Genomic DNA, 19,236 nt, shown 5'->3' on the forward strand with positions numbered 1-19,236 from the left:
TGCCCGTCTGCTGGACTACTGCGTCTCTGTGGTGGTGCCGTCCGCCGGCGGCGGGGGCGGGGTGGTGCTGAAGATCGGCGCCACCCAGTAGTTGGCGGACCCGTAACTGCCGTTCGGGAACACCGTGTCGGAGCCGTACCGGTACAGGCCGTTCTGGTTGCCCGCGGTGTCCGCGGTGGCCGTCAGCGGATAGGACTGGTGAGCCCCGGCGAAGTAGCCGCCGTCCACCGCGTAGTTGCCGTTCGGCGCGTGGTAGGAGACCACGTACGAGGTGCCCGCGGTGATCGCCACCGGCTGCGCGAAGCTGAGCAGTTGCCAGCCCGACGCGGTCTCGCTGGAGAAGGTGCCGGTCGCCAGCTGCGTGCCGTCCGCGGTCCACAGGCTGCCGGTGTGGGTGCCGGTGTTGCCCGTGCCCTTGTAGAAGGTGACGCCGGTGACGTAGCCGCTGACCGCCGACTTGAACCGGGTGCCCAGCTCCACGGAGTTGGGGTCACCGGTCATGTCGGTGGTGGCCGGTGTGGTCGTCGGGCTCCACAGCCTGCACGGGCAGGTCACCGCCGGCGGGTTGGCGCTGGTGGTGAACGACCAGGTCGTCGGCGACGCCATGTGGTTGCCCCACAGGTCGTCCGCCTGCACCGAGGCGGTGTAGGTGGTGTTCAGCGCCAGCTCGGTGGAGGGCGCGAAGGTCAGGCTGTTGGCCGCGCCGAAGGTCTTCGCGCCCGGCACGTTGTCGCCGTTGCTGTCGCGCAGCGAGAAGACCAGCGACTCGGTGTCGATCGGCTCGCTGAAGGTCGCCGTCACCGGGGTGGTGATGGACACGTTCACCGAGTTGTCGGTCGGCGAGGTGGCGCTCACCGCGGGCGGCACGGTGCTCGCCGTCGAGGTGTCCAGGACGGCGTCCACCCAGTAGTTGGTGGCGCCGCCGTCGGAGGTCGGGAAGCCGCCGGCGGAACCGTAGTGGTAGACCCCGGTCGGGCCGTCCGTGCCGCTCTTCAGGGCGGTAAGCGGCGCCAGGCCGGCCGCACCGGCGGTGAAGTAGTTCGCGTCGTAGGAGTAGCCGCCGCCCGGCGCGAAGTACGAGGCGACATAGGTGGTGTTGGCCTTGACCGGCACCGGGCTGGCGAAGTTCATCTGCTGCCAGCCGGACGCCGTCTCGCTGGTGAAGGTGCCCGTCGCCAGCCGCTGCCCGGACGCGGTCCACAGGCTGCCGGTGTGGGTGCCGGTGTTGAACGGCGCCTTGTAGAACCGGATGCCGGTGACCGAGCCGGGGGCGGTGGTGCGGATCTTCACGCCCAGCTCGACGGCGCCGCCGTCACCGCTGTTGACCACGGAGGGCACCGCGGTGGCCGGCCAGACCGTGCAGGGGCACTGCTGCGGGCCGACGGTGATCGGCACGTTCACGGCGGCGCCGATGTTGACGCTGTCGTCGACCGCCCGCACCTTGATCTGCGGGGTGCCGGTGGTGGTCGGCGTCCACGAGTAGCTCCACGACCCCAGACCGGTGGTGGCGTTCCAGGTCGCGCCGCCGTCGGTGGAGACCTCCACCCGGGCGACCACGCCGCCGGCGTCGGTGGCGGTGCCGGTGAGGGTGACCGGCCGCAGCGCCGGCACGGTGGTGCCCACCGCCGGGCTGGTGACGGTGACCACGGGACCCGTGGTGTCGGCGGACGCGCTCGCCGCGACCAGGTCGCTCTGCAGCGTCCTGGGCTGGATGCCCATGTCCGCGATCAGGTTCACGGTGGCCTGCTGCATCCGCTTGTCCGCGGTGACGACGGTGTCCGCCGGGTCGCCGATCGGCACGTTGGTCAGCCCCCACGACCACTGCACGGTCCCGGCGCCGAACACCAGGGCGTGCGACGTGGGGTCGCGGAACTCCACCAGGTTGTGGGTGGCCGTGCCGTTGCCGTACGTGTTGCCGTAGTCGAGCCGGTACTTGCCGTCGGTGATGTCGACGGTGGTCGACGACAGGTCGATCTGCCCGCTGGGCCGGGTGCCGCTGTTGGGGATGTCGCTGTCCCACTCGTAGCCGAGGGTGCCGGTCGGGAACGTCGCCGTCTGCGTCGGCGTCAGGTTCGCCACCGTGGTGTTGCGCCACATCCGCAGCCTGGCGTAGGCGCCCGGCACGGTGATCGCGTCACTGCGGTAGCCGTTCACCGTGAACAGCGAACCGGTGAGGATGTTCTGCGGCTGGAACGGCTCCCCCTTCGCCGCGCTGCCGGGGTCCAGGAACGCCCCGGTCCACACGTTCGCCGCCGGGTCCGGGATGCCGTCCGGCTGGGCGATCTCGAGCTTGGTCTCCTTGTAGCAGACCAGCGTGCGGTTCGCGGTGTTCGTGCCGTCGATGCTCGGCGAGAACCGGGTCTTCCAGGACACCTCGTTGCCGCTGAAGAAGGTCTCGTTCACCCCCGCCTTGCGGGCGTTCAGCGCGTTGGTGAACTGGTCCTGGGTCCAGTACTCGTCGTGGCCGGAGGACATGAACATCTTGTGGTTGAGCAGGTCGGCGGGCCGGGTGGAGGCGTCCAGCCCGGCCAGGTAGCTCACGTCGTAGCCGTTGCGCTCCAGCCAGGACAGCATCTCGAACTCGGAGCCGTAGACGCCGTTGTCGCCGCCGATGTCCAGCGGCCGGTTGTAACTCACCTGGTAGGCGCGCCCGTCGGGAGCCGGACCGTTGCCGTCGTAGAGGTTGCGGCCGCCCCACTTGTTGTACGCCTGCCAGGTCTCGTCGTCGGTCTGCACCACGATGTCGGAGTGGCTGCCGTCGTTGCGGATCACGAACGGGTACGGCATCAGGCCGTTCCCGTCGGTCTGGTCGAAGTTCGCGATGTACAGCCCCGACACGGCGTCGCCCGGCACCGTCCAGGACGTCGTCACCGGCCAGTTCCCGCAGTCGATCAGGCCCGCCGTGTTGGTGTTGCAGTTCAGCGCCTTGCCGTGCGGCTCACCGTCGACGACCGTGTTGTCGGGCGGGCTGCCCGGCGTGCCGTCCCGGGTGAAGTTCGCCGGATAGGTCGCCGCCGCCTGCGCGGCCGTGGACATCAGCCGCGCGCCGTCGCCGCCGTAGTAGCCGAGCCGGTAGATCTCGACGTGGTACGGGATCGGCGACTGCACCTTGAACTGGACGGTGTCGCCCGCCTGGTAGCTCACCTGGTTGGTGAACCCCTCCACGTTCCCGTACGCGTTGGGCGCGTACCAGTCCTCCATCGGGCTGCCCGGCTTGGAGTTCTCGCACACGATCGGGTTGGAGCCCGACCCGCACGGATCGGCTGCCGAGGCGCCGGAGGAGACGGCCAGCGGGAGGACGGCCGCGACGATCGCGGCGACCAGGGCGCACAGGAGGCCCCTGAGGAATCTGCTCTTTCTGTACATCTGTACCTCTGTACTGTTCCGGTGGTGCACAGGGGGCCCGGCTCGGTGCGGCCGGAGGGCCCGGCAGCCGACCTGCGGGGCGCGGCCGGAGCCGCGCCGCGCGGGGTCAGCGCAGGGCGTCGGCGAGCGTCTGCACGACTCGCTGCTGCTGGTCGGAGGTGATCTGCGGGAAGAGCGGAAGCGAGAGGATGCGCCCCGCGGCGTCCTCCGCGTGCGGGAAGCCGCCCCTGCGGTGGCCCAGATGGGCGAAGGCAGGGGTCAGGTGGACCGGCGCCGGATAGTGCACACCCGCGCCGATCCCCTCGGCGTTGAGCTTGCCGACCACGTCGTCGCGGTCGGCGCCGGCGATCCGCACCACGTACAGGTGCCACACGTGCGTGTTGCCCGGCACGGTCACCGGCAGTGTCACCCGGCCGGCCCCGACCAGGTCGGCCAGCAGCGTGTCGTAGCGCGCCGCGGCGGCCCGCCGGGCCCGGTTGCCGTCGGCGAGCCGGGCCAGCTTGGCCCGCAGCACCACCGCCTGCAGCCCGTCGAGACGGCTGTTGAAACCGGCCACGTCGTGCCGGTACTTCGCGGTGCCGCCGTGGTTGGCGAGCGCCCTGACCAGCTGCGCGCGCTCCGCGTCGTCGGTCAGCACCGCGCCGGCGTCGCCGTACGCGCCGAGGTTCTTGCCCGGGTAGAAGCTGGTGGCGGCGATGGTCCCGGAGCCGGGGGAGCGCCCGGCGCGGGTCGCGCCCTGGCTCTGCGCCGCGTCCTCCACGATCGCCACCCCCGGCGGCAGCGCCGCCTCCAGCGCCGCGACGTCCGCGCACTGGCCGTACAGGTGGACCGGCACCACCGCGCGGGTCCGCGGGCCGACCGCGTCCAGCGCCGCCCGCACGTCCATCAGGTACGAGTCCGGCGCGCAGTCCGCCAGCACCGGCGTGGCGCCCGCCCTGGCCACCGCGCCCGCCGTGGCGATGAAGGTGTTCGCCGGCAGCACCACCTCGTCGCCCGGCCCGACGCCGCTCGCGCGCAGCGCCAGCTCCAGCGCGTCCGTGCCGTTGGCCACGCCCACGCAGTGCGCGACCTTGCCGAAGGCGGCGTACTCCCGCTCGAAGGCGCCGACCTCCTCACCGCCGACGAAGGCGGTGGCGGCCAGCACGCGCTCGAAGCCGGCGCGCACCTCCTCCGCGACCTCGGCGTGGGCCGCCTTGAGGTCGACCAGTGGTATCTGGTTCATATGCCTGGAGTCCCCATCCCTGTCGCCGGCCCCGGGCCGGTCCCGCCGCTTCCGCGGCCGGCCGTACGGCCGGCCGCGCCGCTGAACTCCCTGTCCGCGCCCTGCTCCCGCGGCTCCGCCGACTCGGCCAGCTCGGCCGGACCCGCGGCGCGCAGCCTGCGCGCGGGCGTGCCCGCCCACACCTCGCCCGGCGGCACGTCGCCGAGCACCACGCTGCCCATGCCGACCAGCGACCATCCGCCGATCACCGTGTACTCGCGCACCAGCGCGCCGGAACCGACGTACGCGCCGCGCTCGACCCGCACCCCGCCGCCCAGCCGCACGCCGGAGGCGATCGTGGCGAAGTCGCCCACCGCGTCGTCATGGGTGAGCACGGTGTGCGGCATCACCGCGACATGGGCGCCGACCTCGACCGCCGCCGTCAGCACGCAGTGTGCCAGCAGCACCGAGCCCGGTCCGACCGTGCACGAGCGGGCCACCGAGGCCGTCGGATGGACGACGGTGGCGTACCGCTCCCGCGGCAGGCCCAGCCGGCGCACCAGCCGGGCCCTGACCGCGTGGTCGCGCGGGCTCCCGACGCAGACCACGACCTGCGCCGCGGGCAGGTCGTGCACCCGCTCGCAGCCGCCGAGCACCGGCGTGCCGTCCACGTCGACGCCGTGCAGCGCCGCGTCGTCGTCCAAGTGGCCCAGCAGCCGCAGCCGCTCCGGGCGTCCTGCCGCGCGGTCGGCCGCGGCCAGCGCCAGCACCGCCTGCGCGGTCTCCCGGGCGAAGCCTCCGGCGCCGACGATCAGCAGCTCCCGCGGCCCGTCGCCGCCCGCCGCGGGGGCCGCCGAAACGCCCGCGTCCGCCTGCCGGCCGCCGCTCACCGCTTCGCCTGCTCCCGCAGCACCGCGACCACCCGGTCCTGCTGCTCGTCGGTCATGGTGTGGAACAGCGGCAGGATCAGCGAGTCACGGCTGATCCGCTCGGTGACCGGCAGCGGCCCGTGCGGATGGCCCGCGTACGCCGGCTCCAGGTGCGCCGCCATGATGCCGCGCCGCGCGGAGATCCCCGCCTGCGCCAGCGCCGCGAGCAGCGCGTCGCGGTCCACCGGGAAGCCCGGGTCCGGCAGCACCCAGTACGACTGGAAGTTGGACGCGCCGTGCGCCGGGTCGCGCACCGGCACCAGGCCCGGGACGTCGGCGAGCAGCTCGCCGTAGCGCTCGGCCAGCGCCCGCCGCCGCGCGATCATCACGTCCAGCTTGCCGAGCTGCACCAGCCCGACGGCCGCCTGGATGTCCGTCATCCGGTAGTTGAAGCCGACTTCGAGGTAACTCTCCAGCACCGGCGTGCTGCTGGCGTGCCGCTGCGCCGCGGAGGCGTTCATGCCGTGCTCGCGCAGCCTGCGCAGCCGCTGCGCCCACTGCTCGTCGTCGGTGGTGAGCATGCCGCCCTCGCCGGTGGTGACCACCTTGCGCGGATGGAAGGACCACGCCGCGACCAGCGCGCCGCTGCCCACCGGCTGGCCGCCGACGGTCGAGCCGATCGCGCAGGCCGCGTCCTCGACCAGCGCCACACCCCACCGCGCGCACCGTTCCCGCAGCGCGTGCACGTCGGCGGGCACCCCGCCCTGGTGGACGGCGATCACCGCCTTCGTCGCGGGCGTGCGCACGGCGTCCACGCTCTGCGGCGTCACATTGCCGGTGGCCTCCTCGACGTCGGCGAACACCGGCTGCGCGCCCACGTAGCGCACCGCGTTGGCGGTCGCGATGAACGACAGCGACGGCACCACGACCTCGTCGCCGGGGCCCACGCCGAGCGCCACCAGCGCCAGGTGCAGCGCGGTCGTGCAGGAGCTGACCGCGACCGCGTGGGCGGCGCCCACCCGCGCCGCGAAGGCCCGCTCGAACTCCGCGACCCGCGGGCCCTGCGCCACCCATCCGGACAGCACCGCGTCGGCCGCCGCGCGGGCCTCCTCCTCGCCGAGCCACGGCTTCATCACCGGGACCCGCTCGGGCTGCTGCCCGCCGGCCCCGCTCACCGTGCGGCCGGCGATCCGCCGGGCGCGGTGCCGGCCGCGCGCTCGGCGCGCCACCACTCCACCAGGTCCCGCAGTCCGGTCCGCAGGTCGATCCGCGCGGTGAACCCGAGGTCCCTGGCCGCCACGGAGGTGTCGGCGAGCCGCCGGGTCACCCCGTTCACCGACCGCGCGGGGCCGTGCTCCGGCTCCAGGCCGGAGGCCCCCATCGCCTCCAGCAGCCCGTCGGCCAGCTCCCGCAGGCTCGTCTCGACGCCGCTCGCCACGTTGAACACCACGTCGGTCAGGTCGGACTCGGCGGCGAGCAGGTTGGCACGCGCGATGTCCCGCACGTCCACGAAGTCCATCGTCTGGGTGCCGTCCCCGAGGATCAGCGGCGGCTGCCCGGAGGAGATCCGCTCCATCCAGCGGATCAGCACCTCGGTGTACAGCCCGTGGATGTCCATCCGCGGCCCGTACACGTTGAAGTACCGCAGCGCCACGTAGTCCAGGCCCTTCATGGCGTGGAAGCTCCGCAGCATCCCCTCGTTGAACGCCTTCGCCGCGCCGTAGAACGTGTCGTTGTTGTACGGGTGGTGGCGCTCGGTGGTCGGGAACTCCTCGGCCAGGCCGTACACCGAGGCCGACGAGGACGCGACGACCTTGCCGACGCCGGCCGCGGCCGCGGCCTCCAGCACGTTGAAGGTCCCGTCCACCAGCACCTCGTTGGCCAGCCGGGGCTCCTCCGCGCACTGGGTGATGCGGATCGCCGCCAGGTGGAACACCAGGTCGGCGCCCTCGGTGACCTTCGTGACGGTCTGCGCGTCGCGGATGTCCCCCTCGACGACCTCCACCACCCCGGTGGGCATCGCCTCGGCCAGATTGGCCATCCGCCCGCGGACGAAGTTGTCGAGCACCACGACGTGCCGGGCGCCGCCGCGCGCCAACTGGTCGACCAGATGCGAGCCGATGGTGCCCGCACCACCGGTGACCAGGATCTTCTTGCCTCGTACCGAGCTCAACTTCCCCCCACGGAGAAACGTGTCGTGCTGATGGATGCCCCGCCGGGCGGAGCGCCGGATGCGGCCGCCGGAGCCCGCGGAGCCGGACCGGCGCCATGCGCCGTCCGGGACCGGGCCCGGCTGACCGCCGGACCCGGACGAGAACCCGCCCGGCGCTCAGTGCCCGGCGCGCAGACCCACCACCGCGCCGCGGAACTCCAGGCTCCGTGACGCCGCTTCGAGGATGTCGAGCACGCGCAGCCCGGCCCGGCCGTCGGTCAGCGGAGGGCGGCGCTCGGTGATCGCCGCGGCGAACTCGTCGACCATCGCCCGCAGCGCCTCCTTCTCCTTCAGCGCCGGCGCGACCATGTCGCCCGAGCGGTACGACACGAGCATCTCGCGCCGCTCGTTCGGGCCGATCTCCTCCGGGGCGGCCAGGTCGACACCGCGGTCGAACACCGCCAGGCGCTGCGCGGGGTTCATGTCGTCCCACACCAGGGTGCGCTTGGCGCCGCCGACCATGGTGGTGCGGACCTTCGTGGGGGACAGCCAGTTGACGTGCACGTGCGCGATCGCGCCGGTGTTCAGCTGCAGCGTCAGGTACGCCACGCAGGCCCGGCCGGCGCCGATCGGGTCGGCGCCGTGCGCGGCGACCGCGACCGGCTCCACGCTCTCCGGCAGGATGAAGTCCAGGATCGACAGGTCGTGCGGCGCCAGGTCCCACATCACGTCGATGTCCCGCTGGACGAGGCCGAGGTTGATCCGCACCGAGTCCACGAAGTGGATCTCGCCCAGCTCGCCCGAGCGCACCATCTCGCGGATGCTGCCCACGGCGGGCGTGTAGCAGTAGGTGTGATCGCACATCAGCGTCAGCCCGCGGTCCTCGGCCTCGGCGACCAGCCGCGCGCCGTCCGCGTACGTCGCCGCGAGCGGCTTCTCGACCAGCACGTGCTTGCCCGCCCTGACCGCGGCCAGTGCCACCTCGAGATGGGTGCCCGCGGGCGTCGCCACCGCCACCGCGTCCACTTCGGGGTCGGCGAGCACCGCCGCGTAGTCCGCGGTGGCCTGCACGGTGGAGTAGCCGCCGAGCACCCGGCGGGCCCGGTCCACGTCCAGATCACACAGCCAGCGCAGCCGGAAGTGCGGGCTGGACTGGAAGTTGCGCACCAGATTGGGGCCCCAGTACCCCGCACCGACGACGGCGACGCCCAGCGCCGCCGTCCCTGAGTCTGCCGCAGTCCTGTCCGTCACGGTGTCCGTCTCCCCTTCGTCCCCGTCGGCCGGCTCTGGGGCACCCCGGCGGAGGCCGTCACCGCGTGCCGTACCGGACGAGACCCGTACCCGTGCAGCAGCCATGATTCCCCCCACCCCGGTGTTCTCGCGCGCCTCACCGGCACGGCGTCCCCACGCCGGGCACGGATGCGATCGCGCTCGCTTCCCCTTGCGATACCTGCGATGTGCGTCACTGAGCTTGCGATGCCTGCGATTGCGATGTCTGCGATTGCGATGTCTGCGATCGAACGGCGACGGCCAGGACGGACCGCTCACTCCGCCCAAACCGGTTGCGCGTCGCCCAATCTAGAGCACCCGTTCAAGCCCGGGGGAGAAAAGGGCGAAACACACGGCAACATGACCGTTTCCGGCTGCATACTCACCCCGTGACGAGCATCGTGATCCCGGCCCACAACGAGGAACAGGTCATCGGCCGGCTCCTCGACGCCCTCACGGCCGGGGCGAAACCCGCGGACGGGCCGGGGGAGTTCGACATCGTCGTCGTCTGCAACGGCTGCACCGACGCGACCGCGCGCGAGGCCGCGCGTCCGGGCGTCACGGTCGTGGAGATCCCCGTCCCCTCCAAGCACGCGGCCCTGCGCGCGGGCGACGAACACGCCCGCGGCTACCCGCGGTTGTACGTGGACGCCGATGTGGTGATCGACGCGGCAGGGGTACGCGTGCTCGCGGACGCCGTCGACCCGGCCGCGGGCGTGCCGGCCGCTGCCCCCGGCCGTGACCTGCCGCTGGCCGGCTGCGCCTGGCGGGTGCGCGCGTACTACCGCGTGTGGCAGCTGCTTCCCGCCGTGCGCGAGGGCCTGTTCGGCCGCGGGGTGATCGCCCTGTCCGAGGCCGGCCACGCGCGGATCGCGGACCTCCCGCCGCTGATGGCCGACGACCTGGCCGCCTCGCTCGCCTTCGGGCCGCACGAGCGGCGCGTGGTCGAGGAGGCCCGGGTCACCGTCCTCCCGCCGCGCACCTGGGCGGACCTGATCCGCCGCCGGGTCAGGGCGGACACCTCCAGCCACCAGCTGGAGCGCCACCAGGCCGCGACCCCCGCCGAGTCGGGCGCGGCCGCCGAGCCGTCCGCGCCGCCCTCGGCCCGCACCTCCACGGCGGACCTGCGTACGCTGCTGCTCGGACGGCCCTGGCTGCTGCCGCACATGGCCGTCTTCCTGGCCGCGGCGGTCATTGCCCGCCGCAGGTCCCGCCGGGCGGTGGAGTCGGGCGACTTCGGGACCTGGCAGCGCGACGAGAGCAGTCGCACCGGCTGAGCGGCGGTGCGCGGCGTGAACGGCGCCGGCCGCGCCGACGGTCGGGGGACCGGCGGCGGGCGGCGCCGCGGCAGGCGCCGGTGCGGGGACACCGGCGGACGAGCACAGGGCGACGCAGCCCGGATCAGGGCCGGGCAGGGCAGGGGGAGCACCATGTATCTGGCGGATCGCGCCGCACCGGCGCGCGAGGACTCCGCGGAACGGACCGGGCGGGCCGGCCGGACCGGGCGGAAGGCCGGCGCCGCGGTCCGGCGCAGGGCGCCCGCCGTCGCGCCGGTCGTGCTGGCCCTCGGAGCGGTCAGTCTCATCACCGACGTCTCCTCCGAGATGGTCACCGCCGTCCTGCCGCTCTACCTGGTGGTCGGGCTCGGCCTGAGCCCGCTCGGGTTCGGCACCCTGGACGGCGTCTACAACGGCGTCAGCGCGCTCGTCCAGCTGACCGGAGGCCATCTCGCCGACCGGGTGCGCGACCACAAGCTGATCGCCGGGATCGGCTACGGCCTGTCCGCCCTGTGCAAGCCGCTGCTGCTGCTCGTGCACGGCCTCGGGCCGCTCGGCGTGGTCCTCGCCCTGGAACGCACCGGCAAGGGGCTGCGCACCTCGCCGCGCGACGCGCTGATCTCGCTGTCCACTCCCGCCGAGCACCGGGGGCGCGCCTTCGGCGTGCACCGGGCGATGGACACCACCGGCGCCGTCCTCGGTCCGGTCACCGCCTTCCTGATCCTGCGGGCCGCCACCGACGGCTACGACGCGGTCTTCGGGGTCAGCGCCTGCGTGGCGGTGCTCGGCGTCGTCGTGCTCGTGCTCTTCGTCCCCGGCCGCGCCGCGAGCGCGCGCCCCGCCGGTCCCGTACCGGCCCAGGCGGCCGAACCACCGGAACCGGTGACCGCGGCCGCGCCCCCCGCCCCGGCTTCGGCGTCCGCTCCGGCTGCTCCGGACGCCCCGGCGACCCCGGTGGACCTGCGCGAGGCGGTCCGGCTGCTGCGCCTGCCCCGGCTGCGCGCGCTGACGCTGTGCGCGGTGCTGCTCGGCCTGACCACCGTCAGCGACGCCTTCGTCTACCTGCTGCTGCAGCACCGCGCGGGCATCGGCGAGGAGTGGTTCCCGCTGCTGCCGCTCGGCACCGCCTCGGTCTTCCTGCTGCTGGCCGTGCCCGCGGGCGTGCTCGCCGACCGGATCGGCCGGCGCACCGTCTTCCTCGCCGGACACGCCGGCCTGCTCGCCGCCTACGCGCTGCTGCTGTGGGCCCCCGGCGTACCCGCGCTCCCGTATCTCGTGCTCGCCCTGCACGGGTCCTTCTACGCCGCCACCGACGGCGTGCTGCCCGCGGCGGTCGCCGACGTCGTGCCCGAGGCGCTGCGCGGCAGCGGCCTGGCGCTGGTCGGCACCGGGCAGGCCCTCGCCCGGTTCTGCTGCTCGCTGGCGTTCGGCGCGGCCTGGACGGTGTGGGGCGACAGCAGGGCGCTGCTCGGCTCCGCGGTCGCGCTGCTGCTGGGCGCCGCGGTCGCCGGCGTCGTCCTGCGGTCACCCACCGCCGTCCGCACCACCCCCGCGAGGATTTCATGACGCCCAAGCGCCGCCTGCTCGTACTCGTCGTGTCCGTGCTGCTGCTGGCCGGGCTCGGCACCGGTTTCGTCCTGCACGCGGCCTCCCGCGCGGCCGACACGAACCAGGCCAGGGCCGGCGATCCCACCGTCACAGCGGGCGGCGTCGGCCTCGACCAGCGCGCCCGCATCGCCTTCGTCAACTCCGCGCCCGGCCCGCACCGCACCGAGGTCGCCGCGGTGCCGGCCGCCGCGCCCGGCGCGGCCCGCACCGCCGCGCAGCTGAAGTGCGCCCGCTTCTACGCCGCTTCGGGCACCGGAGTCTGCCTGCAGTCGGGGCTCGGCGTCGTCTCCCAGACCAACCGCGCCGTCGTCACCGACGCCGCCCTGCACACCGAGCACACCTTCGCGCTCGCCGGCACCCCGAGCCGGGCCCGGGTCTCGCCGAGCGGCCACCTGGTGGCCTGGACGGTGTTCGTCGGCGGCGAGTCCTACGGGGCCGCCTTCTTCTCCACCCGCACCTCGATCGTCGACACCCGCACCTGGCAACTCCAGTCGAACCTGGAGGACTTCGCCATCACCCTGAACGGCAGCCGCTACCACGCCGTCGACGACAACTTCTGGGGAGTCACCTTCGCCGCGGACGACGACACCTTCTACGCCACGCTCGGTACCGGCGGCCACACGTACCTGATGCGCGGCTCGGTAGCGCACCGTACGGTCGTCTCCGTCGGCGTGCAGAACGTCGAGTGCCCGTCGCTGTCGCCCGACGGCACGCGGATCGCCTTCAAGAAGCGCATCCTCGGGGGCGCTTCGCTGTGGCACGAGTACGTACTGGATCTGCGCACCCTGAAGCAGACACCGCTGGCCGAACACCGCAGCGTCGACGATCAGGCCGCCTGGCTCGACGACCGCACGGTCGCCTACGCGCTGCCGCACGAGGGCGACGTGAAGAGCACCGACCTGTGGAGCGTGCCCGCGGACGGCAGCGGCGCGGCCCGGCTGCTGATCCGCGACGCCTCCTCGCCCGCGGCTCTCTAGACCCTCCGACGTGGACCGTCAACTGACCTCATCCCAGGGTGAGTTGGCGGAAAATCAATCGCTGTCGACCCGTGTCCGCGCGCGCCCCCGGTCGTTGTCGTCACGAACCGCACCGCGGTGGTTGCCGGGCCCGCCAGGCGCCCGCCGCCGCGGGCGATCCGAGGGGGGACACCCACCCATGACCACCCGCGCGCACACGCGCCCGACCCGTCGCAGACGGCCGCGCCTCGCGGCCGCCGCCACGGCCACCGCGCTGGCCCTGGCCGGGCTCACCGCGCTCGCCGCCCCGGCCGCCCACGCCGCACCGGCGGCGGCCACCGCGTACGTCGCCAACGCGGGCGACAACACGGTGTCCGCCGTCGACACCGCGACCGACACCGTGACCGCCACCATCGCGGTCGGCTCCGGCCCGCAGGGCGTCGCGGCCGCCCCCGACGGCGCCCACGTCTACGTGCCCGACATCGGCCCCAACACGGTCTCCGTGATCGACACCGCGACGAACTCCGTCACCGCCACGGTCCCGGTGGGCGCCAGCCCGACCGCCGCGGCCGTCAGCCCCGACAGCTCCCGCGTCTACGTCGCCGACCTCGGCGCGGCCGCGGTCAGCGTCATCGACGCGGCCACCGCCACGGTCGCGGCGACCGTCCCGGTCGCCGCCGGCCCCGACGCCGTCGCCGTCACCCCGGACGGGAGCAAGGTCTACGTCGCCGCCAGCAGCGGCAGCGTGTCCGTCATCGACACCGCCACGGACACGGTCACCGCGACCCTCCCGGCGGGCAGCTTCCCGATAGCCGTCGCCGTCGCTCCTGACGGCGTCCACGCCTATGTGGCGGACCTCTCCGGCAGCACCCTGTCGGTGATCGACACGGCGACGGACACGGTCACCGCGACGCTGCCGACCGCCCACCCCTCCTACGCCGTCGCGATCGGCGCCGACGACCGCACCGCCTACCTCGCGGACGGCTCCGCCGGCTCCGTGTCGGTGCTGGACACCGTGACCGGCACGCAGGGCGCCGACATCCCGGTCGGCGCCAACCCGCAGGCGCTGGCGCTCACCCCCGACGGCAGCCGGCTGTACGTCACCGACCTCGGTTCGGGCTCCGTCTCCGCCGTGGACACCGCCACCGCGGCGGTCACCGCCACCACCGCGGTGGGCCCGAGCCCGCTCGGCGTCGCGATCTCGTCGCCGCCCGCGCCGCCGGCGCCGGTGCCCGCGGTCACCTCGGTCAGCCCGGCCTCGGGGCCGGCGGCGGGCGGCACGCCCGTCACCGTCTCCGGCACCGGCCTGAGCGGCGGCACCGCCGTCACCTTCGGCGGCAGCCCGGCCACCGGCGTCTCCTGCACGGACGACGCCTGCGCCGCCGTGGCGCCCGCCGGCGCCGCGGGCAGCGTCGACGTGCAGGTCACCACGCCCGGCGGCACCAGCGCGGCCACCCCGGCCGACCGTTACGCGTACATCCCGGCCGACCGGCACGCGGACCTCTCCGTCGCCCTCACCGCCGACCCGGCGCCGGCGCTGCTCGGCGCCCGCATCGTCTACACCGTGACGCTGACCGACCACGGCCCGGACACCGCCGACACCGCCACCGTCACGGTGCCGCTGCCCGCGGTCATGCACGCGACCTCCGGCGACTGCGCCACGAGCGCCACCGCGGTCACCTGCTCCGCGTCCGGGCTGCACAGCGGCGCGTCGGTCACCCGCCGCTTCACCGTGCCGGTGGGCCCGCTCACCCTCGGCCTGCCGTACAGCCTGACCGCGTCGCGCACCGCGAGCGGCCCCGCCGACCCGGTGCCGGGCAACGACCGCGCCACCCGTACCTGCACCGTCGTGACCTCGCTGATCATCACCTGCCACTGACGGCGGCGGCCCGCCCGCGGCCCCTGCCGCGAGCGGCCGCGCGACCCCGCCGCCATGCCCGGAATCCCGTACGGGCATGGCGGCTGTCAGAGCGGCTCGCGGGAGATGTCAGGATGGGCCCATGGAAAATGTGTACTTCGACATCACCATCGACGGTGCGCCCGCCGGGCGGATCGTCTTCCGGCTGTTCGACGACGTGGTCCCGGAGACCGCGCGGAACTTCCGCGAGCTGGCCACCGGCCAGAACGGATTCGGCTACGCCGGCTCGGGCTTCCACCGTGTCATCCCGTCCTTCATGCTCCAGGGCGGCGACTTCACCCGGGGCGACGGCACCGGCGGCAAGAGCATCTACGGCAACAAGTTCGCGGACGAGAACTTCCAGCTCCGCCACGACCGCCCGTTCCTGCTGTCCATGGCCAACGCGGGTCCGAACACCAACGGCTCGCAGTTCTTCGTCACCACCGTCGAGACCCCCTGGCTCGACGGCAAGCACGTGGTCTTCGGCGAGGTCGTCGAGGGCTCCGAGCTGGTGAAGACGATCGAGAGCAAGGGCAGCCAGAGCGGCCGCACCTCCTCCAAGATCGTCATCTCCGAGTCCGGCACGGTCGCGTAGCACCGCGTCCCGCACACCACGCTCGACCACTCACCAGTAGGACCGGCACCACCCGCACCACCGGGCCCCCGCGGTACACACCGCGGGGGCCCGCGGCGTCCCCGCGACGCGCCGACCCCGGCGCCCGCGCAGGGGCGCCGGGGTCGGCGGGTCGGGCGCAGCGTCGCCCTGGGGTGCTGGCCGGCGCGAGCCGGATCAGTACGCGGAGTTCACGTTGTCCATCGTGCCGTACTTGTCGGCCGCGTAGTTGCAGGCGGCGGTGATGTTGGCGACCGGGTTGTAGATGTTCCAGCTGGTGCCGGCCACGTGGTACGCCTTGAAGGTCGGGTCGATCACCTGGAGCAGGCCCTTGGACGGGATGCCGTTCTGGGCGTTGACGTCCCAGAGGTTGATCGCCTGCGGGTTGCCGCTGGACTCGCGCAGGACGTTGCGGTGGATGCCCTCGTAGCTGGCCGGTATGCCCTTGGCGTGCAGGATGTCCAGCGACTGGCGGATCCAGCCGTCCAGGTCGTTGGCGTAGGTCTTCGCGGCGGGCTTCGCGGCGGCGGGTGCCTTCGCGGCGTGCAGGTGGAGCTGGACGCGGTGGGCGGAGCGGCCGGCGGCGGCCTTCGCCTCGGCCCGCGCGGCAGCGGCGGCCTTGGCCTTCTTGTGCTCGGCCGCCTTCTTGTGCGCCACGGCCTTCTGGTGCGCCGCGGCCTTCTTCGCGGCGGCGGCGATCGCGTGCTTCTTGGCCGCGGCCCGCGCGGCCTTCTTCTTCGCGGCCGCGGCGGCGTCCGCCTTGTGCTTGGCGGCGTCGTCGACGGCCTTCTTGGGCGCCACGGTCGCCGACGCGTCGACGGCCTTGAGGCTGTGGGTGGTGGGCGCCGGGTTTCCGGTGGCGTCGCCTGCGGCACTCGCCGATCCGGCCCCTGCGGTCGCTTCCAGACCGGTGACCGTCAGAACGACCGCGGCTGCGGCGACAGCGCCCGCGGCAGTGATCTTGTGCTTCTTCGACAGCCGCTGGAACTGGGAGGACGTGGGGAGCTTCTTCGGGAACCGCATTCCGGCCTACCTCTTTCGCTTGGGGACCCGAGAATTGTTAAAGGTTCCGGATTCAAGGGTCAAAGGCCGCATCTACGGACAATTCCGTAGGCGTGCGGCGAGAGGTACCGCGCGGTGTCCGGCACCCGCCTCCCTGAGCGGAAGCGCGGTGGAGGGGGTGTACTAAGCGGCTTCGTATGTGACGTGGGTCCTATAGAGGGCCTCACACGGGGGCGCCCCGGAGGGCGCGGAAGGTCACCGCTCATGCGCTCTGTGCGACCGGTTCCGGGCATGCCGGAGGAGGGCGTCAGCGGGGGTCGGGCCCGGCGGCGCTCCACGCCGGCCGACGGCGCGGGCCGGGCCCGCGGGCCCGGCTCCGCCGAGGCGCTCAGGCCCGGCTCAGCCCGGCCAGAAGGTGGCCCGCACGGTCTCGAAGACGAGGCGGCCCTCGGCGGCGCGCGCCGCCGGCGCGGACAGGGTCAGCTCGTAGGTGCGGCCGTTCTCCGACCAGAGCACCTCCTGGATCAGCCGCGTCCCGGCGTCGCGTCCCGAGCCGTCGTAGGTGAACTCCCACAGCGCCGCCTGCTTGCCGTGCTGCACCGTCGCCGTCACCGATCCGCCCCGGTAGCCGGGGTAGGTCGCGGGTCCGTGCTGCCCGCGGGCCCGCAACGCGGCGTAGGCGCTCTGGGCCGCGGCCGGCCGGTCCTGCTCGGCGAGCCGCAGCCGGCGCGCGGCGGTCGCGTCCGGTGACCGGTACGACCTCGCCGCCGCCGCGTCGGGCACGTACCCCTCGGGCAGCACGAGGGCGAAGTGCGCCGGGTCGCGGAAGAGCCGGTAGCCCTGCGGCAGCGGCGGTGTCCCGGGCGCCCCCGGTGGCGGCCCGTAACCGGGCGGCGCCGAGGCGTCGTACGGCGGCGGTCCGCCGCCCGGCCCGCCCGGCCCGCCCGGCCCCGGCGGCCCTGGCGGAGGACCGCCGCCGTGGTCGGCAGGACCGTTGCTCGCGCCGGCGCCCGCGCGGGCGTTGTTCTGCCCGCGGTGCGCGATCAGCAGGGTCGTGACCGCCCCGGCGGCGATGGCCAGGATCACCACCACCCCGACGGCCGTCGTCTCCGCCCGCGCGCGCCGCCGCCGCCGGGCGCGGTGCGACCTCGGCGTGGTCCTTACGGTCCCGGTTCTGAGCCCCGCCTCGGTGTCCCGGGTGGCGCCGGCGCGTACGGCGGGGTCAGCGGTCCCGGAGAGCTCGAAGACGCCTTCCACGGCCGGCACGTCCGGCGCGGCTCGCGTCGGGGCGGCGTCCGCTCGCGTCGCGGCCGCTTCTTCGTCGTCGGCGTGGTCGGCGTCGGCGGCGGCATCGGAGTGGGAGGGGCCGGCCGGGCGCGTGGGGCCGGCGGGCGTCGGCGCGCTCCGCGCGGGACCGGTGTGCGGTTCGGTGAGGTGCAGGGTCCGCCCGTCCGGCGCCTCCTCGGCCGGCCGGTGCGGTGCCCGGGCGCCCGTGCCGGCGGGATCGGGCGCGGGCTCCCTGCCCCGGCAGTCCCCGGACCGGGCGGCGGGCGGCGCCGCGCCGCGCGCGAGTGCGCTCAGGGCGGCGTGCGCCTGCTCCGCACCGAGGCGGACCTCCGGGTCCCGGTCCAGCAGCCGGGCGATCACCGGTTGCAGGGCGCCCAGCGAGGCGGGCGGCACGATGTCGTCGATGGCCACGGCGTGGACGATCTCGCCGATCGAGTCGCGGCGGAACGGCGACTGGCCGAGCACCGCCGCGCACAGCAGGACGCCCAGCGACCACAGGTCGGAGGCGAGTCCCGCGTCGCGGCCGGACATGCGCTCGGGCGCGGTGTACTCGGGCGAGCCGACGAACGCCCCGGTCTCGCTGATCGTCGAGGTCCCGGAGACCCTGGCGATGCCGAAGTCGGTCAGCACCGCCCGCCCGGTGCCGCGCTCCACCAGCACGTTGGCGGGCTTGACGTCCCGATGGTGGACGCCCTTGTCGTGCGCGGCCTGCAGCGCCGCGGCCATCGCCGCACCGAGGCGCGCCGCCTCCCGTACCTCCAGCGGCCCCTCGCGTTCCAGGATGCCCGCCAGGGAGTCCCCGTCGATCAGCTCCATGACGATCCACGGGTGCGCCTGGTGCTCCACCACGTCGTGGACCACGACCACGTGCGGATGCCGGATCTGGGCGGCGCTGCGCGCCTCGCGCAGCGCGCGCTCCCGCCGCAGCGCGAACTCCCGCGCGGTCAGGCCCTCGTGGTGCAGATGGAGTTCCTTGACGGCGACCTGACGGTGCAGCAACTCGTCGGTGGCGCGCCACACCGTGCCCATGCCGCCCCGGCCGAGCCGCGCGGACACGCGGTACCTGCCGGCGACCGTGCCCGGTAACGGAGACGGGTGGGGTCCGTCCCCTTCCTTGCTTGCCATGGGGGTCATCATGCCCCAGCGTGCCGCCGCGCGTGCTCGCCGTGCGAATTGTCCTCCGGAACCCGAAGTACCGTCCGGTAGCCTCGTGACCAGCGCAAAGCGCGCAGTGCCCCAGCCAACCCGGCGGCACCGGGGGTCACTTGAACGGGCTCGCGCACCAGCGCGCGGACCGGCGGGCCCGTCGTGGGCGGCCGCGCTCCGGTTGCCGGCTCCGCCGTCGGCTCGCCTCCGGCGTCAGCTCGCCTCCGCGTCCGGCGGCCTGCGGCGCGACTCCTCGTCCGCCTCCGGCGGCGGCCGCAGCGGACCGTGGCGGCCGCGCCGGGCGTCCTCCAGGATGTCGCCGATCGACGGCGGGTCCTCGGCGCGCCAGGCCGCGACCGCGTGCGCGAGGCAGTCCCCGCACAGCCTCAGGGGACGGCGCAGCCCGAGGTCCCGGACCCGGACCTCGCTGCGGCCGCACTCCTCGCACGCGGTTTGTCCCACATGTTCGACGGTGCGCCCGATGGGCCGTGCCCACCAGGGCGGAAACCGGCCACACCGGCCGAACCACGACCCCGCGGACCGCGCCTGCCCGGCGACGGCCCGCAGGGCCCCCTCGCGAGAAGGGGTGAGCC

At 74.2% G+C, this 19,236-nt stretch carries 14 protein-coding genes; 5 read left to right on the top strand and 9 right to left on the bottom strand.

Going from position 1 to position 19,236, the window contains the following annotated elements:
• Positions 1–15: 15 nt before the first annotated feature.
• The 6 genes from V2S66_RS22700 to V2S66_RS22725 all read right to left on the bottom strand — a co-directional run bounded on the left by V2S66_RS22700 (position 16) and on the right by V2S66_RS22725 (position 8,839).
• On the bottom strand, positions 16–3,366 hold the full coding sequence (locus tag V2S66_RS22700) for a DUF4082 domain-containing protein (protein ID WP_330797850.1): 3,351 nt from the start codon (positions 3,364–3,366) through the stop codon (positions 16–18).
• 106 nt (positions 3,367–3,472) lie between these two features.
• Entirely contained in the window at positions 3,473–4,588 is a 1,116-nt protein-coding gene (locus V2S66_RS22705; protein WP_330797853.1) for a DegT/DnrJ/EryC1/StrS family aminotransferase, read from the bottom strand.
• On the bottom strand, positions 4,585–5,457 hold the full coding sequence (locus V2S66_RS22710; RefSeq protein WP_330797855.1) for a NeuD/PglB/VioB family sugar acetyltransferase: 873 nt from the start codon (positions 5,455–5,457) through the stop codon (positions 4,585–4,587). The genes V2S66_RS22705 and V2S66_RS22710 overlap by 4 nt, the downstream gene beginning before the upstream one ends.
• The gene (locus tag V2S66_RS22715) at positions 5,454–6,665 is read right to left on the bottom strand and encodes a DegT/DnrJ/EryC1/StrS family aminotransferase (RefSeq protein WP_330797857.1); all 1,212 of its coding nucleotides are present in this window, start codon (positions 6,663–6,665) and stop codon (positions 5,454–5,456) included. Before V2S66_RS22715 ends, V2S66_RS22710 begins: the two co-directional genes overlap by 4 nt.
• On the bottom strand, positions 6,608–7,609 hold the full coding sequence (locus tag V2S66_RS22720) for an NAD-dependent epimerase/dehydratase family protein (RefSeq protein ID WP_330797859.1): 1,002 nt from the start codon (positions 7,607–7,609) through the stop codon (positions 6,608–6,610). The genes V2S66_RS22715 and V2S66_RS22720 overlap by 58 nt, the downstream gene beginning before the upstream one ends.
• A gap of 156 nt (positions 7,610–7,765) precedes the next feature.
• Complete coding sequence (locus tag V2S66_RS22725; protein WP_330797861.1) at positions 7,766–8,839, bottom strand: Gfo/Idh/MocA family protein; 1,074 nt, start codon at positions 8,837–8,839, stop codon at positions 7,766–7,768.
• A 407-nt stretch (positions 8,840–9,246) separates the two neighbouring features.
• On the opposite strand from V2S66_RS22725, the gene V2S66_RS22730 reads away from it, so the two are divergent.
• From V2S66_RS22730 to V2S66_RS22750, 5 genes are all read left to right on the top strand, one after another.
• Entirely contained in the window at positions 9,247–10,134 is an 888-nt protein-coding gene (locus V2S66_RS22730; RefSeq protein WP_330797863.1) for a glycosyltransferase family 2 protein, read from the top strand.
• 153 nt (positions 10,135–10,287) lie between these two features.
• The gene (locus tag V2S66_RS22735) at positions 10,288–11,700 is read left to right on the top strand and encodes an MFS transporter (protein WP_330797864.1); all 1,413 of its coding nucleotides are present in this window, start codon (positions 10,288–10,290) and stop codon (positions 11,698–11,700) included.
• A complete protein-coding gene (locus tag V2S66_RS22740) occupies positions 11,697–12,719 on the top strand; it encodes a TolB family protein (protein ID WP_330797867.1) in 1,023 nt (340 codons plus the stop codon). Before V2S66_RS22735 ends, V2S66_RS22740 begins: the two co-directional genes overlap by 4 nt.
• 178 nt (positions 12,720–12,897) lie before the next feature.
• On the top strand, positions 12,898–14,577 hold the full coding sequence (locus V2S66_RS22745; RefSeq protein WP_330797869.1) for an IPT/TIG domain-containing protein: 1,680 nt from the start codon (positions 12,898–12,900) through the stop codon (positions 14,575–14,577).
• A gap of 121 nt (positions 14,578–14,698) precedes the next feature.
• Positions 14,699–15,190: a peptidylprolyl isomerase gene (locus V2S66_RS22750; RefSeq protein ID WP_330797871.1), complete on the top strand. Its 492-nt coding sequence runs from the start codon at positions 14,699–14,701 to the stop codon at positions 15,188–15,190.
• 195 nt (positions 15,191–15,385) lie between these two features.
• Here V2S66_RS22750 and V2S66_RS22755 read toward each other — a convergent pair whose 3' ends face one another.
• From V2S66_RS22755 to V2S66_RS22765, 3 genes are all read right to left on the bottom strand, one after another.
• Positions 15,386–16,231 (bottom strand): transglycosylase SLT domain-containing protein, encoded by an 846-nt coding sequence (locus V2S66_RS22755; RefSeq protein WP_330797873.1) that lies wholly within the window; start codon positions 16,229–16,231, stop codon positions 15,386–15,388.
• A 378-nt stretch (positions 16,232–16,609) separates the two neighbouring features.
• Positions 16,610–18,622 (bottom strand): serine/threonine-protein kinase, encoded by a 2,013-nt coding sequence (locus tag V2S66_RS22760; protein WP_330797874.1) that lies wholly within the window; start codon positions 18,620–18,622, stop codon positions 16,610–16,612.
• 234 nt (positions 18,623–18,856) lie between these two features.
• Positions 18,857–19,105 carry a hypothetical protein gene (locus V2S66_RS22765; RefSeq protein WP_330797875.1) on the bottom strand — a complete coding sequence of 83 codons (249 nt, stop codon included), beginning with the start codon at positions 19,103–19,105 and terminating at the stop codon, positions 18,857–18,859.
• Positions 19,106–19,236: the final 131 nt, after the last annotated feature.

The sequence above is a fragment of the Actinacidiphila polyblastidii genome (genome assembly GCF_036353415.1).
GTDB lineage: Bacteria > Actinomycetota > Actinomycetes > Streptomycetales > Streptomycetaceae > Actinacidiphila > Actinacidiphila polyblastidii.